Origin of the sequence: Halopseudomonas pertucinogena (assembly GCF_014646575.1) — a bacterium.
Lineage (GTDB): Bacteria > Pseudomonadota > Gammaproteobacteria > Pseudomonadales > Pseudomonadaceae > Halopseudomonas > Halopseudomonas pertucinogena.
The window spans coordinates 70,260-88,176 of record NZ_BMNN01000005.1 but is presented as its reverse complement, the minus strand read 5'-3'; the positions used below and the strand labels follow the sequence as shown (position 1 = coordinate 88,176).

General features: G+C 63.7%; 18 protein-coding genes. 4 read left to right on the top strand and 14 right to left on the bottom strand.

Annotation, left to right across the window (positions count from 1 at the left end; all coding sequences use genetic code 11):
- Nucleotides 1–18 precede the first annotated feature (18 nt).
- The 6 genes from IEW63_RS11415 to IEW63_RS11390 form a co-directional block, all read right to left on the bottom strand.
- A complete protein-coding gene (locus IEW63_RS11415; RefSeq protein ID WP_188636763.1) occupies nucleotides 19–1,659 on the bottom strand; it encodes an amino acid ABC transporter ATP-binding/permease protein in 1,641 nt (546 codons plus the stop codon).
- Entirely contained in the window at nucleotides 1,652–3,415 is a 1,764-nt protein-coding gene (gene cydD / locus IEW63_RS11410) for a thiol reductant ABC exporter subunit CydD (RefSeq protein WP_188636762.1), read from the bottom strand. The genes IEW63_RS11415 and cydD overlap by 8 nt, the downstream gene beginning before the upstream one ends.
- A gap of 10 nt (nucleotides 3,416–3,425) precedes the next feature.
- Nucleotides 3,426–4,427, bottom strand: a complete 1,002-nt coding sequence (gene cydB / locus IEW63_RS11405) for a cytochrome d ubiquinol oxidase subunit II (RefSeq protein ID WP_188636761.1) — start codon at nucleotides 4,425–4,427, stop codon at nucleotides 3,426–3,428.
- Nucleotides 4,414–5,829, bottom strand: coding sequence for a cytochrome ubiquinol oxidase subunit I (locus IEW63_RS11400; RefSeq protein ID WP_188636760.1), 1,416 nt, complete (start codon nucleotides 5,827–5,829; stop codon nucleotides 4,414–4,416). Before IEW63_RS11400 ends, cydB begins: the two co-directional genes overlap by 14 nt.
- A 119-nt stretch (nucleotides 5,830–5,948) precedes the next feature.
- Entirely contained in the window at nucleotides 5,949–6,653 is a 705-nt protein-coding gene (locus IEW63_RS11395) for an LrgB family protein (RefSeq protein WP_188636867.1), read from the bottom strand.
- An 11-nt stretch (nucleotides 6,654–6,664) separates the two neighbouring features.
- Nucleotides 6,665–7,024: a CidA/LrgA family protein gene (locus IEW63_RS11390; protein ID WP_188636866.1), complete on the bottom strand. Its 360-nt coding sequence runs from the start codon at nucleotides 7,022–7,024 to the stop codon at nucleotides 6,665–6,667.
- A gap of 192 nt (nucleotides 7,025–7,216) precedes the next feature.
- Between IEW63_RS11390 and IEW63_RS11385 the strand changes: the two genes are divergently transcribed.
- Together IEW63_RS11385 and IEW63_RS11380 are read left to right on the top strand one after the other, a co-directional pair.
- The gene (locus IEW63_RS11385) at nucleotides 7,217–7,609 is read left to right on the top strand and encodes a globin (protein ID WP_188636759.1); all 393 of its coding nucleotides are present in this window, start codon (nucleotides 7,217–7,219) and stop codon (nucleotides 7,607–7,609) included.
- Between the two features lie 60 nt (nucleotides 7,610–7,669).
- A complete protein-coding gene (locus IEW63_RS11380; protein WP_188636758.1) occupies nucleotides 7,670–8,443 on the top strand; it encodes an outer membrane protein OmpK in 774 nt (257 codons plus the stop codon).
- A gap of 45 nt (nucleotides 8,444–8,488) precedes the next feature.
- Here the strand turns inward: IEW63_RS11380 and IEW63_RS11375 are convergent, their stop codons facing one another.
- Together IEW63_RS11375 and IEW63_RS11370 are read right to left on the bottom strand one after the other, a co-directional pair.
- Nucleotides 8,489–8,665, bottom strand: a complete 177-nt coding sequence (locus IEW63_RS11375) for a hypothetical protein (RefSeq protein ID WP_188636757.1) — start codon at nucleotides 8,663–8,665, stop codon at nucleotides 8,489–8,491.
- A 104-nt stretch (nucleotides 8,666–8,769) separates the two neighbouring features.
- A complete protein-coding gene (locus tag IEW63_RS11370; protein ID WP_188636756.1) occupies nucleotides 8,770–10,182 on the bottom strand; it encodes a YdgA family protein in 1,413 nt (470 codons plus the stop codon).
- 151 nt (nucleotides 10,183–10,333) lie between these two features.
- Here IEW63_RS11370 and IEW63_RS11365 point away from each other — a divergent pair, with 151 nt between their 5' ends.
- Nucleotides 10,334–11,224 (top strand): carboxylate/amino acid/amine transporter, encoded by an 891-nt coding sequence (locus tag IEW63_RS11365; protein WP_188636755.1) that lies wholly within the window; start codon nucleotides 10,334–10,336, stop codon nucleotides 11,222–11,224.
- On the opposite strand, the gene IEW63_RS14785 is transcribed toward IEW63_RS11365, so the two are convergent.
- Nucleotides 11,196–11,282 (bottom strand): small membrane protein YohP, encoded by an 87-nt coding sequence (locus IEW63_RS14785; protein WP_158023955.1) that lies wholly within the window; start codon nucleotides 11,280–11,282, stop codon nucleotides 11,196–11,198. The genes IEW63_RS11365 and IEW63_RS14785 overlap by 29 nt on opposite strands.
- Before the next feature lie 88 nt (nucleotides 11,283–11,370).
- Nucleotides 11,371–13,158, bottom strand: coding sequence for a thiamine pyrophosphate-requiring protein (locus IEW63_RS11360; protein WP_188636754.1), 1,788 nt, complete (start codon nucleotides 13,156–13,158; stop codon nucleotides 11,371–11,373).
- 182 nt (nucleotides 13,159–13,340) lie between these two features.
- Here IEW63_RS11360 and IEW63_RS11355 point away from each other — a divergent pair, with 182 nt between their 5' ends.
- Nucleotides 13,341–14,195 (top strand): acyl-CoA thioesterase, encoded by an 855-nt coding sequence (locus IEW63_RS11355; RefSeq protein ID WP_188636753.1) that lies wholly within the window; start codon nucleotides 13,341–13,343, stop codon nucleotides 14,193–14,195.
- 18 nt (nucleotides 14,196–14,213) lie between these two features.
- On the opposite strand, the gene benD is transcribed toward IEW63_RS11355, so the two are convergent.
- The 4 genes from benD to IEW63_RS11335 are packed head-to-tail and all read right to left on the bottom strand — an operon-like array spanning nucleotide 14,214 to nucleotide 17,908.
- The gene (gene benD / locus IEW63_RS11350) at nucleotides 14,214–14,993 is read right to left on the bottom strand and encodes a benzoate diol dehydrogenase BenD (protein WP_188636752.1); all 780 of its coding nucleotides are present in this window, start codon (nucleotides 14,991–14,993) and stop codon (nucleotides 14,214–14,216) included.
- Nucleotides 14,990–16,012, bottom strand: a complete 1,023-nt coding sequence (benC, locus tag IEW63_RS11345) for a benzoate 1,2-dioxygenase electron transfer component BenC (RefSeq protein ID WP_188636751.1) — start codon at nucleotides 16,010–16,012, stop codon at nucleotides 14,990–14,992. The genes benD and benC overlap by 4 nt, the downstream gene beginning before the upstream one ends.
- Before the next feature lie 31 nt (nucleotides 16,013–16,043).
- Entirely contained in the window at nucleotides 16,044–16,535 is a 492-nt protein-coding gene (gene benB, locus IEW63_RS11340; RefSeq protein WP_188636750.1) for a benzoate 1,2-dioxygenase small subunit, read from the bottom strand.
- Nucleotides 16,532–17,908 (bottom strand): Rieske 2Fe-2S domain-containing protein, encoded by a 1,377-nt coding sequence (locus tag IEW63_RS11335; protein WP_188636749.1) that lies wholly within the window; start codon nucleotides 17,906–17,908, stop codon nucleotides 16,532–16,534. The genes benB and IEW63_RS11335 overlap by 4 nt, the downstream gene beginning before the upstream one ends.
- Nucleotides 17,909–17,917 lie beyond the last annotated feature (9 nt).

Sequence of the window (17,917 nt, the reverse complement as noted above, 5' to 3'; positions counted from 1 at the left end):
CGGATAGGATACAAATCGTTATTCCCCGACCCGCAGGTATCTGATGCCCTCACCCGTTACCGGCTGATGGCTGGCGATGATCAGCAGGCCATCGGCCTGGCGCCGTATCAGCGAGGCCATCACCCTTTCCCGGGTTGCTTCATCCAACCCGGCGAAGGGCTCGTCCAATAACAGGATCGGCCGTTCGGCCAACAGCAGGCGGGCCAGGGCGATGCGCCGGGCCTGGCCTCCGGACACGGCGGTGCCGAGCTCTCCGGGCAGCAGCGCCAGCTGCTGCGGATGGTTTCTCACCCAGTCCGCCAGCGCCACGTCCTCCAGTGCCTGCCACAGCTGGGCGTCGCTGGCCTCGGGGTTGCCCAGCCGCAGGTTGTCCGCCAGCGACAGGTCAAAGATGTCCACATCCTGCGGCAGCCAGCCCATGACCCGCCGCAGGTCCCAGTGTTCGAGGGGCCGGCCGTTGAGCAGGCAACGCCCCTCATAAGCCAATGGCTCCCCTGCCAGCAACTGCAGCAACGTGGATTTGCCACCACCGGACGGTCCATGCAGCAACAGTACCTCGCCCTGCTGCAGTGCAAGATTCAGCCCCGTGGCGCCGTTGATCGCACCGGGCCAGCGCACGCCCAGGCGCTCCCATTGCATCGAGAAGGGCGCAACCGGACGCGGGCTCACCCGCGGTTCGGCAATCGGGTCGTGTCCCGCCATCCCGTTGACGCGATCCCTCGCCGTCTGGCTCAGCCCCAACGCGACGAAGCTGCCCGCCAGCGGCAGCAGCGCCTCGCTGAGCCCCAGCAGCGCCAGCACACCTGCCAGCAGCAGGGGCACGGACACTGCTCCTGCGTCAAGCAGCGGCCAGCCCTGCCAGACAAGTGCCAGCAAGGCGGCGCCCAGCGCCCATTGCTGGAACAGCGTAAGCAGGCTGATGAGCTGCTGTTGCCGATCCTGCTGCGCCAGATGTTGCTGGTCGATCCGGGTGAAGTCCCCGGCCCGCTGGGGCCAGCGCTGCCACAGCAGCAGAGGCGTAAGCAGATGCAGGCTGTCCAGCAGATAGGCCCGGCGACGCTCGTTTCGCTCCACGTCATCCCGCGCCAGCTGACCCCCACGCCAGTAGCCGAGCCAGGGCATCAGCCAGGCCAGCAGCAGACCGGGCAGTGACCACAGCATGAGGGTCAGGTCCAGCCAGGCGAGAAAGCCGAGCATGATGATGAGCATCAGGCTTGCCCAGGCCCAGGGCAGCAGCACCCGGAGGGGAAACTGATCCAGCAGGTCGATATCGGATACCAGCCGATGCATTGCCTCGCCGCTGCGATCGGGCAACGCCCGCGCCTGGCCGATGCGGCGAAACAGCCCGGCACGCAGATCACGCAACAGCCCCAGGGCAGCATGATGCGAGGCCAGCCGCTCACCATAGCGCCCGAGCGTGCGGGTCAGCGCCAGCAGGCGAATGACCGCGGCAGGCCGGAAGATATCCAGCACATAGCCGGCGGCCAGGCCAGCCATGGCTGATGCCGTGATGAACCAGCCGGACAAGGCCAGCAGAGCGATGGCAGAGAACAGCGCGACACCGCCCAGCAGCAACGCCAGCAGCCAGCCGGCGCGGCGCGTCTGCAAAAGGTGGCGCAGACGTATCGGCTGTCGCGTCCGGGGGGCCTGTTCAGTCATCCTTCACCCCCAGCGATAGGCGCCGCTCGATCCAGTCCAGCCCCTGATCCCCATGACTGACAAGCAGCAGCGTGCGGCCGCGGCTCAGCCGTTCGAGCAGTCCGCCTATGACAACAGAAGTATCCACATCCAGATGCCCCAGGGGTTCGTCCAGCAGCCATACCGGGGTATCGCGCAGCAGCATGCGGGCCAACGCCAGCCGGCTGAGCTGACCGCCGGACAGACCCAGGCCGCGCTCGCCCAGCGGTGTGTCCAGCTGCAGCGGCAATCGACTGAGCAGCGGCCACAGTTCTACCTGTTCCAGCACATGGATCAGTTGATCATCGCTCGCCTCAGGGACGGCCAGCCGCAGGTTATCTGCCACCGTGCCGGGCAGCAGCTCCGGTTGCTGGGCGAGGTAGCTGACCTGGGAGTGCCAGGCCGGACGGGGGAGTGCGTCAAGCGGCTGGCCGTCGATCAGGAGTTCGCCCTGATACGGGAGAAACCCCAGCAGGGTGTGTAGCAGGGTGGATTTGCCGCTGCCGCTGGGGCCCTGTATGAGAACGCGGTCGCCGGGGTTCAGTTTCATGTCCAGTGGCAGCAGGCGCGCGGGCATGTCGGGGTCTCTTACGGTGAGGGCGTGGCAGGCTATGGTCGGTGGGCTTGCCGGCCTGGCGGCCGGTATCGCCGCGGGGTCGCGGCTCCTACGGGGCGGGAGCATCATCGCTGCGGGGTCGCGGCTCCCGCGAGGCGATACGGGGTCCTGCGGTGGCACAGAAGCGAATTGCAGCAGCGGGAGCATTTCGGTCACCGCGGCCTGGGCTTCGGCGCGGGCGTGGTAATCGCTGCCGAGCTGACGCAGGGGTGCATAGAATTCCGGGGCCATTAACAGGATGAACAGCGCGCTCTGGTAGGGCACCGGGGCCTGGCCCTGGCTCCAGGGCAGCATGCCCAGAAGACCCATGCCCAGGTACAAAGCCAGCATGGCGATGGCAATCGAGGCAAACAGCTCCAGCACCGCGGTGGAAAGAAAGGCCAGACGCAGCACGCCCATGGTGCGGCTGCGGTAATCCTCTGCGGCCTGCTCCACCGCACGCTGGGCAGTGGGCAGCGCCTGCAGGTGGCGCAGGGTGCGCAGGCCGCGCAACAGATCGAGAAAGCGCCCGCTCATGCGCCCGAGGGCCACAAACTGGCGCTGACTGGCATTGGCCGCCGTCTGCCCCAGCAGCACCATGAACAGCGGCACCAGCGGTGCGGTCAGAAGCAGCAGCAGGGCCGCCAGCAGGCTGTGCCAGGCGGTGGCCACCAATACCATCAGCGGCACCAGCACCACCAGCTGGCGCTGAACCTGGTAACGGCTGATATAGCCGTCGAGTGCGTCAACCTCTTCGAGTACCTGGCTGGCCAGCTGGGCATCCGGTCCGATCAGACGCCGCGCAGGCCCCAGCGAGGCCAGACTCTGCATGAGCATCTCCCGCAGCTGGCGGCGGGCCTGCCAGCTTGCATGCTGACTGAGGCGCTCGCGGCCGAACTGCAGCACCGGGCGCAGCAGCAGACAAAGCAACAGCACCGGCAGCCAGGCAGCCTCCGGTGGCGACACCGGGGCAGCCCCGTGCCAGACCTGCAACAGATAGCTGAACAGGGCAGCGAGTATCCAGCTCTGCAGTATGAACAGCACGGCGCCGAGCAGCGCCAGCAACAGCGCAGCGCGCAGCCAGTGCTGCTGGCCCTTCAGCAGCTGGTCCAGCCAGCGGCCGACCTCATCTCCCTGGCGCACGAGAGTATCCCTAGTGATAGCCCTCGCCCGCCCGCACCTTGCCGCGGAACACCCAGTAACTCCAGGCCGTATAGGTGAGAATCACCGGTATCACGAACAGCATGCCCACCAGCAGGAACAGCTGCGAGCCCGGTGCCGAGGCCGCATCCCAGAGGGTGTAATTCGGCGGCACCACATAGGGCCATTTGGTGACCAGCAGACCCAGAAAGGTAAACACGAACATGCCCATGGTGGCGATGAAAGGCCGTACCTGATAGCGACGCCGGATGCTGCGCCACACCTGCCAGGCGAACACCAGCGCCAGCACCGGGAAGATCCAGATGATGCGTATCACGCTGAACCAGCGCTCGAAGGCCGAAGGGTCGACCAGTGGCGTCCACACGCTGACGATGGCAAACACGCCGAGCACCACCAGCAGCAACCAGGGCGCGAGCCGGTAGGCCCAGTCCTGGATATAGCCTTCGGATTTCATGATCAGCCAGGTGCTGCCAAGCAGCATGTAGCCTGCCAGCAGCCCGAGGCCGGTAAGTACGGTAAATGGTGAAAGCCAGTCCAGCGCACCGCCGACATAGCGACCATCCACGGTATTGAAGCCCTCGATATAGGTCCCCACCACCGCCCCCTGGGCAATCGCCGCCACCATCGAGCCGCCGGCAAAGGCCCAGTTCCACAGGTTGCGCGAGCGCTGCGCCTTGAAACGGAACTCGAACGCCACGCCACGGAAGATCAGCCCCGCCAGCATCAGAAACACACCGATGTAGAGCGCAGGCATGAATACCGAATACACCAGCGGGAAGGCGGCCAGCAGGCCCGCGCCCGCCAGGATCAGCCAGGTCTCGTTGCCGTCCCATACCGGTGCCACCGAGTTCATCATCACGTCACGGGCCTCTTCATCGGGGGCGAAGGGGAAGAGAATGCCCACGCCCAGATCGAAGCCGTCCATCAGGACGTACATCATGATGCTGAAGGCGATGATCACCGCCCAGATAATGCTCAGATCAATGCCATGCATGGGGCTCGCCTCCCTCTTCGATGCGAACGTGGCTGGCCGACAGCGGACGCTTGGGCCGCTCGATGTCATGAACGTCATCCGGCCCGGTGATGCTTTCGACACCGGCACGCAACACCCGCATCAGATAGTAGATTCCCGCGCTGAAGATCGCCGCGTAGACCGTGATGTAGCCCAGCAGGGTGAACAGCACCATCGGACCGGTGAGTGAGGGGGTAAGGCCGTCCAGCTGGTTCATCTGTTCATAGACCAGCCAGGGGAAGCGTCCCACCTCGGTGACGACCCAACCGCACAACACCGCCACGAATGGCGTGAACGCCATCAGCCGCAGGGTGTTGAGGAACCAGGGCTGCCGCCAGTAACGGTCGCCCTTGCGCAGCACCAGGCCGGCCAGCGCACAGCCGATCATCAGCAGACCGATTCCGACCATGATGCGGAAGGCCCAGAACACGATCCAGACCGGTGGCCGCTCCTCCGGGGCTACCGTCTTGAGACCGGGTATCTCGCCGTTCGGATCATGGGTCAGGATCAGGCTGCCCAGCTTCGGAATACCTATCTCGAAATGGTTGCGCTCGGCTTCCTGATCCGGGATGGCGAACAGCAGCAGCGGCATTCCACGTACCGTCTCCCAGTTGCCTTCGATGGCAGCAATCTTGATCGGCTGATGCTCCATGGTGTTCAAGCCGTGGAAGTCACCGATCACCGCCTGTGCCGGCGCGCCGATCAGGATCAGCCACAGGCACATGGACAGCGCCCGGCGGTTGGTCTCCACCTCTCGCCCGCGCAGCAGGTACCAGGCGCTGACGCCCGCCACCACGAAGGACCCGGTGAGGAAGGAAGCCACTACCATGTGGGCGAAACGATAGGGGAACGAGGGGTTGAAGATCGCCTGACCCCAGCTGGTGACACCGAACACGCCGTCCGCCAGTTCAGTACCGGCCGGGGTGTGCATCCAGCTGTTGGCCGCCAGAATCCAGAACGCGGAGATGAAGGTGCCCAGCGCCACCATGCACGCCGAAAACAGATGCATGCCCGGTGGCACCTTGTTGCGGCCGAACAGCAGCACGCCGAGGAAGGCGGCCTCGAGGAAGAACGCGGTCACCACCTCGTAACTGAGCATCGGCCCGATGAAGTTGGCCGCCGCGTAGGAGAAGTTGCTCCAGTTGGTGCCGAACTGGAAGGACATGACAATGCCCGACACCACCCCCATCGCGAAGGCCACGCCGAATACCTGGATCCAGAACTGGGACAGGCGTGTCCATGCCGCATTGCCCGTTCGGAAGGCAAGCAGCTCGAGGAAGGCGATGAAGGTCGCCAGGCCTATGGTGAATACCGGAAAAATGGCGTGAAAGCACACCACAAAAGCAAACTGCAGGCGGGATAGCAGCAGCGGATCGAGTTCCATCTGTGCAGCTCCTTACTGTACTGGATTCAGGCCCACACGGCCGAACGAGCGCAGAGTTTCTGACAGGGAACAGCAGGAGGCGTTCCCGGCATCTTCGGCCGGGAACGGAAACCACCAGCTCAGAACATGAACCACACAGCCACCGCCACCGGCAGCAGCAGTGCCGTGGCAATACCCATCAGGCTCATGGCCAGCGCCGCGAAGGCGCCGGTTTCGTCGCCCTCTTCCAGCGCGCGGGAGGTGCCCACCGCGTGGGCGGCCAGCCCCAGCGACATCCCCCGGGCCGACGGCTCGGTCACGCCGGTAACGGTCAGCAGCCAGGGCCCCATCAGCGCCCCGAGTACTGCGGTATACATGACAAAGCCCGCTGCCAGCGCAGCGATACCACCGACCTGTTCGGCTACCGCCATGGCGATTGGCGTGGTCAGGGACTTGGGTGCCAGGGTCATCAGCATGGTGAAATCGGCCCCCAGCAGCCAGGCCAGCAGCAGAGTCAGTATGGTAACGAACAGCCCGCCCACCATGAGGCTGATCATCACCGGCCAGAAATACTGCCGTATACGCCGCAGGTTGTGGTACAGCGGCACGCCAAGCGCTACGGTCGCCGGCGCCAGCAGCATGGTCAGCGGAAACACCGCGTCGCGGTAGACCGGATACTCCAGCCCGAGCAGCCACAGCGCCGGGATCAGCAGCGCGATGGCGACGATGAGCGGATGCAGCAGCGCCATACGGGTCCGCTCATAGAGTGCCTGCCCCAGCTGGTAGACACCAAGGGTAAGCCCGATCAGAAACAGCGGGTGCGCCACCACCGCGGCCCAGGCCATGGACAGCGCGTTCATGCCCCCTCCCTGCGCGCCTGGCGCCGCACCAGAAACTGCATCAGGTGCCCGGTCAGCGGCACCACAAGGATGAACGAGACAGTCAGGCTGATCAGGATCGCCGCGGCATCGGCAGCTATCTCTGAGCCGTACATCATGATCCCGGTAGCCGGTGGTGTCAGCAGCAGCGGCAGAAAGCGCAGCAGGCCGGACGAGGCCGTCTCCACCGACTCGCTGACACTGCCGCGCACCCGCAGGAATATCACCAGCAACACCATGCCGATGATGGCACTGGGCAGAAAAGGAAGAAAAAGCACATTAAGGGCCGTGCCCAGCAGCTGAAACAGGATCAGCCAGCTCAACCCGCGTATCAACAACATCCCGACTCGTCCTCGAACATGACCGCAATATGGCCTCGACTGAAGCAAGGCCTGCCCCCGGCGGCGCGGTTGGGGTATGCTCCCCCGCCGCGAGCTTCAAACCATATCACCGATGCTCTCCACTGCAGCACCCCAACCGCAAAAAAAGCCCACCGTTCAGAATGGGCAGCTACAAGGCTTGACAGACACATGACTGATGAAGATCTGGTTTTCCAGAGCTATGGCCGTTGCTGCAGGAGCAGCAGCTTCTTTGAGGACTTCTACGCGAGCTTTCTGACCAGCTCACCGGAGGTAGCCGCCAAGTTTGCAGGTACCGACATGACCGCGCAGAAGCACCTGTTGCGCGCCGGCATTCTCAACCTGGTGCTCTATGCGCGCGGCCTGCCGCCCACCAAGCTGAAGGCGCTGGCCGAATCCCACTCCAGGGAGAAGCTCGATATCCAGCCGCACCTGTACGATTACTGGCTCGACGCCCTGTTGCTGACCATCCGCAAGCACGACGGCGAAACCGATCAGGCCGGGCTGGAAGCCTGGCGACGGGTCCTGGGCAAGGGGATCGAGGTAATCAAGGCAGGCTACTGACAGCACACCGCTGGCAGTTTAATATGGCGCGCTTCGTCAATCAGCAGCCGGAAATCATCCATGCGCACACTGATCAAGGGCGCCGCAGCGGCGGGCCTCGCAATAGCCAGCGGTCTAGCCACCGCCTCCCCTCTGCTCTGGCAGGACAACAGCCTGACCTATCTCTACGGCCAGGACTTCGAGGTCGACCCGGCCATCCAGCAGGCGGTGACCTTCGAGCACGTCAGCGGCTGGAGCGTCGGCGACCTGTTCGTGTTCGTCGACAGCATCCATTACAACGGTGCCAAGGACGCAGCGGGCAATAACAGTACCTGGTATGGCGAGATCGCCCCGCGTCTGTCCTTCGGCAAGATCAGCGGAAAGGAACTCGGATTCGGCCCGATCACCGATGTCCTGCTGGCCGGCACCTATGAGCGCGGCCGCGGTGACATCAAGAACTACCTGCTCGGGCCCGGCTTCGACCTGGCCGTTCCCGGTTTCGACTACCTGCAGCTGAACACCTACTACCGCCATTCCGATTCACCGGAAGGCGTGCGCGGCTCATGGCAGATCACCCCGGTGTGGGGCATCACCCTGCCGGTGGGCAGGTCGGACATCCTGATTGACGGCTACATCGACTGGATCGTCGACAATGACGGGGATGGCAAGCAGGCCAACTTCCACTTCAATCCGCAGGTCAAATACGACCTGGGCAAGGCACTGGGCTGGCAGCCGAAGAAGCTGTACGCGGGTATCGAATACAGCTACTGGAAAAACAAGTACGGCATCAAGGACAGCAGCGCCTTCGATACCGATCAGAGCGTGACCAACCTGCTGGTCAAGGCACACTTCTGACAAGCCGCCGGGGCCAGCCGCATCGGCGGCCCCGGCTTTACGGCGCTACAGACTCACCACCCGAATGATGCGCGCGCCGATGGTCGTCAATACCACGGCGGAACCGGCCAGCATCAGCGCCACACCCGCACCCTTGTCCCTGAAAGTGTATCCCGTACCCAGAAGTGCAAAACCCAGCACCAGCAGGGCCAGCATCAGGTGCAACGCATCGTTGGAATTCATTTGTAGCTTCCCGGTTCAGCCGACCGTGACTGCATGACACGGCCCAGAGCGCTCCATGGTAGCCGCCTCGTATGGCGGAGCCAAGGCAGGCGCTGCCACATCGCCTACGGCAGGGCCTGCACGCCTGACAGCAGGGCGACAAGGTCCTCCAGCTCGATGGCCCGACCGTTGAGGCTGAGGGCCCCACCGGTATAGCTGAGCTGGGTCAGAATGTTGTCACCTTCCACCCGCCCCAGTTGCAGCATCTCGGCCATGCCGGCGACCATTTCCGCCATCATCACCGCCTCCTGCTCCACCGCAGCCAGATCGGCCCCCGGCTGGAACAGCGCCTTGTGACGAATCATGTCCATCAGCATGGGTTTGGAGAGCACCAGCCGGGCCTCGAGGTTGCCGATCAGCTGCGGGACCAGCATGGCGGGCGGCAGCTCCAGTGACAGTGGCCGATCCAGCTCGACTCCCAGACTGAGGCGACTCTCGCCGTTGGCGGTGCGTATGGCAAAGTTGTCCAGGGACACACGCGGATGGCGTTCAAGGAGCTGCTCCAATGCCACCTGGGCCTGCTCGTGGGTCTCCCGGGGGTGGTCATCCTGCTCGCCGACGACCGCGCTGTTGTAGATGCCGGCCAGTTCCAGCAGGGCCTGCGGGTCGAGCCGGCTCAGTGTCCAGCCCATGTCCACCGAGCCCAGCCGGGCGGCGCCATAATTGACCGAACCCAGCCGGTAGTTCAGCTGTACACTGGCGCCGTCGTCGCTGAGCGCGGTGACATCGGTCTGCAGCATCTCGTTCAGCACCAGCGCCGGCTGGCCATCGATGACCGCCGCCAGCTGATCCACCTCGACCTTGCCCGTACCCAGGTAGAGCCCGGAATCATCCCGGGTCCGGTCCAGGGCGAAATCCACCCCCACGAGGCTGACACGGGCGTCGCCATTCAGCTCCAGCGAGTCCACCCGGCCTTTCAGTCTCAGGGTCTCGGCTGTCGTATCGGTACTGTACAGGGCCGACAGGCCGGAAAACGTGCCGGTTGAGGTCGCACCGCTCCAGCTCAGCGGTGCCAGCGCGATCTCGCCGTTGATACCGCCGCCGTATCCGACGTTGCTGATCATCGCCACCGGAGCGCGCCCCCCGCTCGCTGCGAACAGGCCAGCCAGACGTTCGGTACGCTCCAGCTCGGCATTGCTCACCGCCATCACCGGCCAGATCTTGAACGAAGTCAGACGGGATAAGGGCAGCGGGCCGTGTTCGATATGGTCGCGGACGAAGATATCCAGGTCTGTTTCACCCTCGGCCGACTGCATGACCAGGCGGTAGCGGGCCTTGCTGCTGAACACGCCCTGCTGGAAATCGACCAGTTGCAGGGAGACCTCTGCCTCTGGAAACTGGCTGGCCAGCTGCACATTGCCCTGTTCGATATTCTGCCGCAGCACACCTTCAAGCTGCGTGCCGGTGTACCAGGCGCCCGCCGTCCCTGCGACTGCCGTGGCCATCAATACTGTAATTGCGATCCCTGCTTTACCCATGATGCTTCCTTACTTGATGTGGATTTTGACTGTCGGGTCAGTCATGAGCCGTCAATTTGACACAGCTTCATATAAAAATCATCAGCGCGGTATAGTGATGCTCCATCCGCCGTCCCACCACGCGGCCTCCCTGCAGTATCGAAGGAAACACATGCCCTACCTGATCGCCGTTACCCTGCTATGGGCCTTCTCGTTCAGCCTGATCGGCGAGTACCTCGCCGGGCAGGTGGACAGCTATTTCGCAGTACTCACCCGCATTCTGCTGGCCTGCCTGCTGTTTCTGCCGTTACTGCGCCCTGGCAGGGTGCCCCGCGGCGTGACCGCCGGCCTGCTGGGCATCGGCGCGCTGCAGTTCGGGGTGACCTATATATGCCTGTACCTGTCGTTCGAGTTGCTGACGGTGCCGGAAGTTCTGCTGTTCACCATTTTCACCCCCCTGTACATCGCCCTGCTGGACAATGCCCTGCGCCGACAATTCAGCATCGGCCCGGTAGTGGCCACCCTGCTGGCCGTGCTGGGCGCCGGCATCATCCGCTACGATGGCATCAGCGATGCCTATATGAAGGGCTTTCTTCTGCTTCAGCTGGCCAACCTGGCCTTTGCTGCCGGTCAGGTGGGCTATGCTCATCTGATCCTGCATAACCGGGTCAGCTCCCGTCAGCAATGGGAGAATTTCGGGCTGTTCTTCATCGGCGCACTGCTGGTCGCCCTGCCCGCCTGGCTGCTGCTGGGCAATCACGAGCGGATGCCCACCACGTCATTGCACTGGGGAGTGCTCGGCTGGCTTGGGCTGGTGGCTTCGGGGCTTGGATTCTTCTTCTGGAACCGCGGCGCGACTCAGGTCGACGCCGGGACGCTCGGCATCATGAATAACGCATTGATTCCGGCGGGACTGCTGGTCAACCTGCTGATCTGGAATCAGCAGGCCGACCTGCTGCGCCTGGCAATAGGTGGCGGGGTGATCGGACTGTCGCTCTGGCTCAATGCCCGCTGGAACGACTGGAGTGCACGCCTCAGAAAATCAGCATCAGCAGACCGATGATGACCAACAGGCCGACCAGGAAGATGATGCCTACGGTGCTGGCGAGAAACTTGAGCATGGAAGACTCCCCTTTGTGATCTGGTAAAGATTTCGACTCGCCCGCCCGCCGCACAGTTCAGCTTTTCTCCCGGCAGGCAGGCTCCCGCTCACTTTCTGTCGGGCAGAATCCGGCTCAGTACCTGTTTTGCCGACTGCTTGATGATCCCTGCCTGATCCGGGTCCCCCTGCAACAGGGCGGACGCAAAGGTTCGGGCCTGCTCCAGCTTGATATGGGGCGGCAGGGGTGGTACGTCCGGGTCGGTCTTGAACTCGATCACCACCGGGCGATCGGCGGCCAGTGCCTCCTCCCAGGCGGCTGCCACCCGGTCTTCCCGGTCGACGAAGATCCCCTTGAGACCGATGGATTCGGCAAAGCGGTGGTAGGGTACGTCGGGTATATTCTGCGAGGCCTCGAACTTCGGATCGCCCTCCATCGCCCGCTGCTCCCAGGTCACCTGGTTGAGGTCCTCGTTGTTGAACACCGCGCAGATCCACTGCTTGTTGTCCCACTCCTGCCAGTACTTGGCCACGGTGATCAGCTCGGCCAGGTTGTTCATCTGCATCGCCCCGTCGCCCACCAGCGCCACCACCGGCCGGTCGGGGTGGGCGAACTTGGCAGCGATGGCATAGGGCACCGCGGCGCCCATGGAGGCCAACCCGCCGGACAGGGAGCCGAGCATGTCCCGGCGCATCTTCAGATCCCGGGCATACCAGTTGGCGCAGGAGCCGGAATCGCAGGTGACCACCGCGCGATCGGGCAGGCGTGGCGACAGCTCGAACACCACCCGCTGCGGGTTGATCGGGTTGGCCTCCACCATGGCGCGGGCTTCCAGGGTCTTCTCCCAGCCCTCGCGCCAGGCTTCCACCTTCGAGCGCCAGCTGCGATCGGTCTTTTCGTCGAGCAGTGGCAGCAGCCGGCGCAGGGTTTCCGCCGAGTCGCCCTGCAGACAGACCTCCATCGGATAGCGGATGCTCAGCATGTCCGCCTTGATATCGATCTGCACGCCTCGGGCCTTGCCCTCCTCCGGCAGATATTCGGCATAGGGGAAGCCCGAGCCTACCATCAGCAGGGTGTCGCACTCGTTCATCAGCTTATAGCTCGGCTCGGTGCCGAGCATGCCGATGGAGCCGGTCACCCAGGGCAGCTCATCCGGTAATGCCGCCTTGCCGAGCAGGGCCTTGGCCACCCCGGCACCGAGCTTGTCGGCTATCTGGATCACTTCATCGGTTGCCTCCAGCGCACCGGCGCCGACCAGAATCGCGACCTTCTTCCCGGCATTCAGCACTTCGGCTGCCATCTCCAGATCTTCCTGATGGGGCACCACCAGCGGCCGGCTGTAGCCGATGCCGGAGAACACGAAGCCGTGGGAGCGCTCTGGCTCGGTGTACTCTGCTTCCTGCAGGTCATTGGGCAGGATGATGGTGGCTATCCGACGCTCGCCGAAGGCCACTCGAATGCTCCGGTCCACCAGGTGCCGCACCTGCGCCGGCGCGCTGGCCTGCTGCACGAAGGAGCCCGATACGTCCTTGAACATCGAAACCAGATCCAGCTCCTGCTGGTAATGGCTGCCCAGACTGCTGCGCGCCTGCTGGCCGACAATCGCCAGCACCGGCATATGATCCATGCGCGCGTCATACAGACCGGTAATCAGGTGGGACGCCCCCGGACCGGAGGTTGCCAGGCACACCCCCAGCCCGCCGGAGAACTTGGCATCGGCCGAGGCCATGAAGGCTGCCATTTCCTCGTGGCGCGCCTGGATGAAGCGGATCTTGCCATTGGCCCGATTGAGCGCGCCCATCACGCCATTGATGCCGTCGCCGGGGTAGCCATAGATGCGGCGCACGCCCCACTGATACAGGCGCTCCACGAGATAATCACTGACGTTGGCAGCCATGGGGAACCTCCTCGGGATGATGCGGGCGATGGGTACTGAAGCTTGTGACCGGGCACAGGATGAGGGGGTTCAGCCGAAGTTTGCTGATCCCGGCGTATTTGCCTGACTGATGAGATTGCGTCCGGCGAAGGAAATGCGGATGCTCGGATCACCAAGACATTCTCCGATGCACGAGCCCGATAATGACCAAGACCAACAACGACTCGATCTTCACCTGCACCCTGTCCCCGCGTTATACCGACCTGGACAACTGGCGGCACGTGAACAATTCGCGCATCTATCAGCTGCACCAGGAAGTGCGCATGCGCGCCCACATGCAGCAGTTCGGCCCGGACGCCTGGTTCTCCGACGAGGTACGCCTGCGCCCGCTGCGCACCAACACCCAGTTCCGCCAGGAAACCTTCTACGGCGAGGATATCCAGGCGCAGCTGCGGGTAATCAGCGTTCACCAGGACAGCTTCCATGTGCTCAGCGAGCTGTACCAGGGCGGACGTCTGGTCGGCACCCAGGACGCCCTGATGGGCGCCACCCAGCAGGGTCAGCGCACCGTGCTGCCGGATGACATCCGCGAACGGCTCAGCGCCCTGGCCACTGGCGAGGAAGCGACCCTGCCGGAAACGGCGTATCTGAACCAGCTGCACCACGCCCACAACTTCCCGGTGCGCCAGCAACTGACCCCGCGCTTCTCCGACATCGACGCCGACAGCCAGCGCAGCGAAGCGGCGCTGGGCCGCTATATGGAACAGGCGCGCTTCGGCGGCATCCGCCAGCTGGATTTCGAGGGGTTACGGGTGATGGTGGCGGCGGTGGATATCAGTTTCACTGACTACCACATGAGCTGGACGACCATGGAGCTCGCGTCAGGGATCAGTCAGATCGGTAACAGCTCGTTCCGCTTCACCGGCTGTGCGCTGCACAAGGGCGAGGTGCAGGTGGCGGCGTCGAGTGTGATGGTGGTGATAGATCCGGATACCGGCCGACCGGCGCCGCTGCCGAGGGGGTTGAGGGAGCAGTTGGAGGGGTGGGTGATCGGGTGAGGGGGAGCGGGGTTAAACTCAACCCCGATCCCCACCCGCCACCGGCAGCACCGTCCCGGTGATATAACTCGCCGCATCCGACGCCAGGAACAGAATAGGTTCAGCCTGCTCATCCAGCGTTCCATACCGATGCATGAAGCTGCTGTCATTGGTCTGCTTGATCAGCGTCTGGTACCAGGCTTTCTCCTGCTCGCCCTGCTCCTCGGTATTGCGTGGGGTCAGGCGCGGTGGTGCTTCGGTGCCGCCCGGAGCAGTCGCGTTGACGCGGATGCCCTGCTCGGCATATTCGAACGCCAGGTTCACCGTCAGTCCATTCACCCCGGCCTTGGCTGCGCCGTAGGGCACGCGCATCAGGCCACGGGTGGCCACCGAGGAAACGTTGACGATGGCGCCCTTCTGCTGCGCGACCATGTAAGGCAGTACCGCCCGGCAGCACCACAGGGTCGGAAACAGCGAGCGCTGGATTTCCTTCTGGATCTGCTCGGGTTGATAGTGCTCATAGGGCTGGGCCCAGATGGTGCCGCCGACGTTGTTGATCAGCACGTCGATGCGGCCATACTCCCGGTGGGCAGCCGCCATGATACTCTCGGCGCCCTCCCAGGTTTCCAGGTCAGCCTGCAGCGACAGGACCTCCATTTCCTGTTGCCGCAGTTCAGCGGCCACCTCATGCACATACCCGGCAATATCCACCAGCACCAGCCGGCCGCCCTCGGCGCCGGCCAGTTCGGCCACCCGCTTGCCGATGCCCTGGGCGGCACCGGTGATGGCCATCACCTTGCCGCTGAAGCGGGGAGTCATGCTGCCTCCTCGGCCGCCACGCTGGGGGTGAAGCGCTCGTAGTGGAAGGACGCCGGCTCGATCCCTTCCTCGCGGAAGTAGCCCAGCACCGCATCAACCATGGGCGGCGGGCCGCACAGGTAGACGTCGACATCACCGTCGTTGATCGGCGCGTCTTCCATGTGGTTGGTTACATACCCGGTACGCGGGTGCCCGCTCTGCGCATCGGCCACCACCGTCTTGAAGGTGAAGCTCTCGATGTCTGCGGCATAGGCTTCCAGCGCCTCGACCGCTACCAGGTCTTCATCATTGGTCACGCCGTAGATCAGGTGAACCGGCTGGCTGCTGCCGCTGGCCTTGAGGTGCTCCAGCATGGACAGGAAGGGCGCCAGACCGGTGCCACCGGCCAGCATCAGCAGCGGACGGCCCACCGGGCGCAGGTAGAAGATGCCCATCGGGCCGGCCAGCGTGACCTTGTCACCGGTCTTGGCCTGACCGACCAGCCAGGAGCTCATCAGCCCGCCCGGCACGTTGCGGATCAGGAAGCTCAATTCCCGACTGCCGGGGCGCGAGCTGAAGGAGTACGCGCGGGTTTCGCTGGTGCCGGGTACGGTGATGTTCACGTACTGGCCGGGCAGGAAGGCGATGTCTTCATCGGCGGTGATCTTCAGCTCGATCGCCGTCGGCGAGATCAGGTTGACCTCACTGACCGTACCCGTGGTTTCCAGATGACCGGTCTTGCACAGCGTCGACGCCGCGGGAATGGTCACTACGCAGTCGCTGGAGGGGACCATCTGGCAGGTGAGGATCATGCCCTGCTCGGCCTCGTCGTCGGTCAGCGCTTCTTCGATGTACTCGTCGCCCAGCTCGTAGCTGCCCTGCTGGCAGGCGCCCTTGCAGGTGCCGCAGACGCCATCGGAACAGTCCATCGGCAGGTTGATCTTGTTGCGATAGGCCGCGTCCAGCACGGTCTCGCCTTCGTTGCAGTTGATGAAGCGGGTCACGCCGTCTTCAAAGTTCAGTGCAATGTTGTAACTCATGTCGGTGGCTCCTGAGCGGTACGCCCGGTCATCACAGGTGGTAGATATCGATCACCTGGTTGATGTAATCGTTGTTCAGAATGACCTTCTTCTCGGTGATCACCGGCTGCTCGCCGCTGGTATCCAGTGTCAGGAAGGCAGTACCGAAGAACATCTGGGTCTTGTGGTAGCGGTGGCTGTTGGTCTGCCAGTTGTAGCGCAGCTTCACCGTGCTCCCTTCCTGCTCGAGAATCTCGATGTTAGTACGCAGGTGAGTGGTGCGCGGCTCCGGCATGGAGCTGGCACTGGAGCGCTCGGTCTTGATGCGGTATACCCGATCCTCCAGCCCGGCACGGTTGGGGTAGTAGATCAGCGACAGCTCGGTCTGCGGGTCCTCGGTGAGGGTGTCCTCATCGTCCCAGCAGGGCATCCAGTAGGTGGCGTCCTCGTGGTAGCAGGTCAGCCACTCATCCCACTGGCGGTCATCCAGCAGGCGCGCTTCGCGGAAGATGAACTGCTGGATCTGTTCGAAATTCATGCTCATGCCGATGCCTCCTCGCTGCTCAGCGCAATGAACCGTGCCCGCTCGCTCTCAACCGCGCGCAGCATTTCATCCACCCAGTACTGATGGTGTGTCACGTACAGGCCTTCGTCTTCCGGCTTGGCGCCGCTGAGCAGCGGGTTCATGCCGATGGCCTTTGCGGCTTCGTCGGGACCTTCGATCCAGTGGGCCGCACCGCGGCTCATGTCGTTCCAGCGCAGGCCTTGCGCCTGATAGCCTTCCTGACAGGCGCGGAATTCCTCCAGGTCATCCGGCGTGCCCATGCCGCTGACGTTGAAGAAATCCTCGTACTGACGGATGCGCTTGGCACGCAGCTCGGGGGCCTCACCCTTCGGCGCCCAGCAGAAGATGGTGATCTCGGTCTTGGTCGGCGAAATCGGACGCAGCACGCGAATCTGGGTGGAGAACTGGTCCATCAGATAGGCGTTGGGGTACAGGCACAGGTTGCGGGTGGTGTTGACGATGTTGTCCGCACGCGCCTCGCCGAGCTTCTCCTTCAGGCGTTCATGGTGGGCGTAGATCGGCCGCACTTCGGGGTTCTTCAGCTCGGTCCAGAGCATCATGTGACCGTTCTCGAAGGAGTAGAAGCCGCCGTCGCCGGACCAGCCCTTGGCGTCCACCGCCGCGGTGCCGCCCTTCTCATAGTTGCGCTGACCCATGGTGGACAGGTAGTTCCAGTGCACGGTGCCCACGTGGTAGCCGTCGGCACCGTTCTCGGCGGTCAGCTTCCAGTTGCCGTCGTAGGTGTAGGTCGAGGTGCCGCGCAGCACTTCCAGACCCTCCTCACACTGGTCGACGATCTGGTCAATGATCCGGGCGCTCTCGCCGAGGTATTCCTCCAGCGTGGAGACGTCAGCATTCAGGCTGCCGAACAGGAAGCCGCGGTAGCTCTCGAAGCGCGGCAGGCGCTTGAGGTCATGGGAACCGCCGGTGTTGAACTGCTCCGGATAACCGCCCTTCTTCTCATCCCGCGCCTTGAGCAGCTTGCCGTCGTTGCGGAAAGTCCAGCCGTGGAACGGGCAGGTGAAGGACGACTTGTTGCCCCGCTTCTTGCGGCACAGGGTAGCGCCACGGTGCGAACAGGTGTTGAGCAGCGCCTGCAGCTCCCCGTCCTTGGTGCGGGTGATCACCACCGGCTGACGACCTACGGTCAGCGTGAAATAGTCACCGGGATTCGGTACCTGGCTCTCATGGGCCAGGAACACCCAGTTGCCTTCGAAGATGTATTTCATCTCCAGCTCGAACAGCTGCTCATCGGTGAACGCCCGGCGGTCGCCACGGTAGCGCCCGGTTGTCGGATCGGCTTCCACCGCACCGCGGATCAGACTTTCGATTTGATCAAGTTGACGAGTCATGACGTAACT